General features: G+C 41.7%; 5 protein-coding genes. 2 read left to right on the top strand and 3 right to left on the bottom strand.

The window, feature by feature from the left end:
* Nucleotides 1–1,410 (top strand): M56 family metallopeptidase (locus A1D16_RS13655; protein ID WP_290710409.1); only part of this gene is annotated, 1,410 nt, incomplete at its 5' end.
* Nucleotides 1,411–1,412: 2 nt separating this feature from the next.
* On the opposite strand, the gene A1D16_RS13650 is transcribed toward A1D16_RS13655, so the two are convergent.
* Nucleotides 1,413–2,045: a WbqC family protein gene (locus tag A1D16_RS13650; RefSeq protein WP_290710407.1), complete on the bottom strand. Its 633-nt coding sequence runs from the start codon at nucleotides 2,043–2,045 to the stop codon at nucleotides 1,413–1,415.
* A gap of 279 nt (nucleotides 2,046–2,324) precedes the next feature.
* Here A1D16_RS13650 and A1D16_RS13645 point away from each other — a divergent pair, with 279 nt between their 5' ends.
* Complete coding sequence (locus A1D16_RS13645; RefSeq protein ID WP_290710405.1) at nucleotides 2,325–2,798, top strand: LEA type 2 family protein; 474 nt, start codon at nucleotides 2,325–2,327, stop codon at nucleotides 2,796–2,798.
* Between the two features lie 116 nt (nucleotides 2,799–2,914).
* Here the strand turns inward: A1D16_RS13645 and A1D16_RS13640 are convergent, their stop codons facing one another.
* Together A1D16_RS13640 and A1D16_RS13635 are read right to left on the bottom strand one after the other, a co-directional pair.
* Complete coding sequence (locus tag A1D16_RS13640) at nucleotides 2,915–3,280, bottom strand: heavy-metal-associated domain-containing protein (protein WP_290710403.1); 366 nt, start codon at nucleotides 3,278–3,280, stop codon at nucleotides 2,915–2,917.
* Nucleotides 3,281–3,306: 26 nt separating this feature from the next.
* Nucleotides 3,307–3,722 (bottom strand): orotate phosphoribosyltransferase (locus tag A1D16_RS13635; protein ID WP_290710401.1); only part of this gene is annotated, 416 nt, incomplete at its 5' end.

Here is a 3,722-nt window from a genome sequence, read left to right as displayed (position 1 = left end):
CAACTCTGGATGTCGGAAAAAATTGATTGTCCCCAAATAATGGGATGGATCAAGCCGATCATCCTGCTGCCGGCCTCCGCCCTAAGCCAACTTAGTTCGGCTCAACTGGAAGCTATTCTGATACATGAACTGGCACACATAAAAAGGAATGATTATATATGGAATTGGATTATTTCCATCATTGAAAACCTATTATTCTTCAATCCTTTTGTCAAATTATTTATTACTACAATAAGAGCAGAAAGAGAACATGCCTGTGATGACTTTGTTTTACAGTTCCCATTTCAGCCCCAGTTATATGCCGAAGCTTTGTTGAAGTTGGAACAAAAAAGAACAGCGCGGGAAATGAGCCTGGTGCTGGCAGCAGGTGGCAGCAGTCGAAAACTCCTCTTAACCAGGGTTCGCAGAATGTTGAATATTGAACATGCACTTCCCATCCGGAAAGGCTATAGCAGCCTGTTGTTTCTATTGGCGCTCAGCAGTTCTCTGGCACTCCTAATTCCCAACAACCCTGTCACCAAACAGTGGGCGGATCAATTGGCTGAGCCGGTTGCGGCACTTGAAAACAAGTTATTTCAAGGCCTGAACTATCAATCTATGAGATGGAATTCCACCCCTATTTATGTGGAAGCAGCTGCGAAGGACCCCGTGTCACCAACTGTTTCACAGGCCGTTCAAACACCATCGAAAACCTCCGAATTAATAGATAATCAAGATCAATCAATTGATAATCAAGAAAATATTGAGTCTGAAGTAATAGTCGATAATTCTACTAATGACTGGGTCGAACAGCTGAACACAGGCAGTACAGCTCCAGCGGCACTTTACCTTGCGGCTGCCCCTCTGGCTGCAGAAGCAAAAGCTTTTACCTTTGAAAAGTCACAAAAGAATATCGACCTTCCAGCGGAAGCTGCTACTATTTACATGCATCCCTATGTACCACGTAAAAGTTTTGAAACAACTGTTGTTATTGACACTACCCCTGCTTTAACTAAGCATTTACAGGCGAAGACGAAAGCACAGGAAGCCGCTCTCCAAACCCAACTGGCATTGGATAAATTGAATTGGTCCAGGGTTCAGGAGCAGATCAGTAAGTTGGGCACAGGATCATCTCGCCAAGAACTGCAGCTAGTGCTTGAAACGGAATTAGCCAAACTAAACTGGGAGGAAATTCAGCAGCAATCCAAACAGCTGATGAAGAAACTATCACAGCTTGAACTGGAAAAAATACAATCCAGACAGGAACAAACACAGGAAATCCTGCAGGAAAAACTGCAAGTCCTGGAAGAGCTGACCCTGGAATTGAAGAAAACGGAACAAAGCCTGGAGCAAGCTATCCAGCAAAAGGAAAAAGAGCTGAAGAAAAAGCAGGAGCAATTACGAAAAAAGCATAAAATAGTACATATCTAAGCTTAGGCTAACAACCAGTTTTTAGCGGAAGGACCTTCACAAAACAACAGATCAAGTATTGACAAACCGGCTATAAAGCCGGTTTTTTCTTGGAATACCTGGGTGTAACTGCCTAGCTGGGCAGCTGTTGAGGCGGTATTGGCCGGATGAAAGAAATTGACCAAATTGTCGGCTGCCTGGCCGTCCTGGCCGCGCCAATCAGGCCCTTCGGCGCCCCAGTCTACTACTGTAAACGGATCTGCTAAGCCCAGTTTTTTTACTACCCATTGATGACAAAGAAGATTCCATTCAAATAAGCCAGAGGCAGGCGTTTCAAATAAAACTGCCATTTCGTCGCGATAATACTCAAACCAGGGTGATCGGTTATAACAGGAAACAATTGCCCGAAAATGCTCCAGCTGCCACCTGCCGCTCACAATATTTACCTCCTTATAAAATTGTCGTTCATTCCTTCCATCCTCGATCGGAACCGTGAGTCGGAGAGGACCCGTTGCGCCCGCAAGCATGGTGCGGTTCCGGAAACTCATTTTAGTGTGTTGCTCATATTTATTTAAATATACATATTTATAATTATATACTTTTTTATACCAGTTAACATTTGCAAAATATTGTAAATCAATAATTAATGAACTCATATGTGATTTTATTTCATTCAAATAAAAATATCGTTTAAAACAGCTAAATTTTTATAATTGATAATTTTTAATACCATTTTTTATACTTAATTAATAGTATTTAATAATTGTATTTCAATATTTTAAACAACAAAATAGATACTAAAAATAATAGTACTTGACAACGGTTTAAAAATAATCGATAATTCTTTCCAACACCAAAAATATTGGCACTAAAGATAGGTTAATTTGAAGAAATGAATTTGCCCATAAATGCTAAATCACCTATTTTGCCTGCTTATGATACCTTCAATTATTAAAGGCGGTAAATGGCTTCTAACAGCCAGTATAGCCCTCTCCTTCTGGAGCCTGACTTCCTGTAAGCAGCCTGAAATTCCTGAATACCAGGCCCTGGAAAACTTCTCAATTGGAAAAATGGGGATAAAAGAAACTGTCGTTTCGGCAGATTTAAAATATTATAATCCCAATAACTATGAGCTCCAATTCAGGCGCGCAGACCTGGCCATTTCCGTAAATGATAAGCCCGTGGGAAATACGGTACTGGATACACTTATCAGGATCCCCAAAAAAGACACGTTCTATATTCCTGTTCAGATGAAGGTTAATCTGAAGCAATTGATGGGAAATGCATTAACTCTTTTAATGAATGATGAACTCGACCTAAAAGTTACCGGTACGGTTCGATTAGGACGGTCGGGCTTTTTTATGAACCTGCCTGTAAATTATTCGGGCAAGCAGAAGATGAAGTGGTGAGGAAAAGGAGAAACGGGAAGGGAGAAGCGGAAAAGGAAAAGGCAGAAGGGACGAGGGGGAAGGATAAAAAAATCCGGTTCTGAGGAGAACCGGACACATATTAGGTTAAATTCTATTTATTGTTTTTTCATACCACCGCCATCTTCGGGTTTCTTACAACATTTAGGAAGTTTTTCATACGCTTCTTCATTAGCGGTTACATCGTCCGCATCATAACCCGCATTTGCAATAGCCGTTTTGATGTTTTCAATATTGGTTCGGTCGGTGTAAAAAGTAACCTTCGTGGTTTTCCTTTTATAATCCACTACTGATTTTTCTACCCCTTCTTCACGGGCCAGGAAGCTTTCAATTTTCTTTTTGCAGCTTTCGCACTGTACTGTAGGTGTTTTAACAGTTACAGTCTTGATCGCTTTTTTGGATTGAGCAACTGCGGCAACGGTAAAACTAACCAGGAGCAACAGCAATACAGACAGCTTTTTCATATATGCAATTTTATGCTACGAATGTACTAAACTCCGCTCCAGTTTGCCGGGTCCTCGCGCCAATTTAACAACACCGGCGCTGTTTTTTCATCAATCATCCCTTTTTCCAGCGCCAGGCTAACCAGTTGGCCATAATTGGTGAGCGCCTGGAACGGCACACCTGCTTGTTTAAATCTCTCCTCCGCAATCGGGAAGCCGTAGGTAAAAATGCAAACCATTCCCAATACTTCTACACCGGCTTCTTTTAATACGTCTACCACCTGCAAACTACTTTTTCCGGTAGAAATAAGGTCTTCAATAACCACTACTTTTTGTCCGGCTGAAAAAGACCCTTCAATTTGATTGCCAAGCCCGTGTTCTTTCGGTTTTGGCCGAACATAGATATAGGGCAGTTTAAGTTGATCGGCAGCCATTGCCCCCCAGGCTATTCCTGCGGTAGCTA

Source organism: Flavihumibacter sp. CACIAM 22H1 (genome assembly GCF_001601815.1).
GTDB lineage: Bacteria > Bacteroidota > Bacteroidia > Chitinophagales > Chitinophagaceae > Flavihumibacter.
The sequence above is the reverse complement of the archived record's forward strand: the minus strand, read 5'-3'. Positions and strand labels throughout refer to the sequence as shown.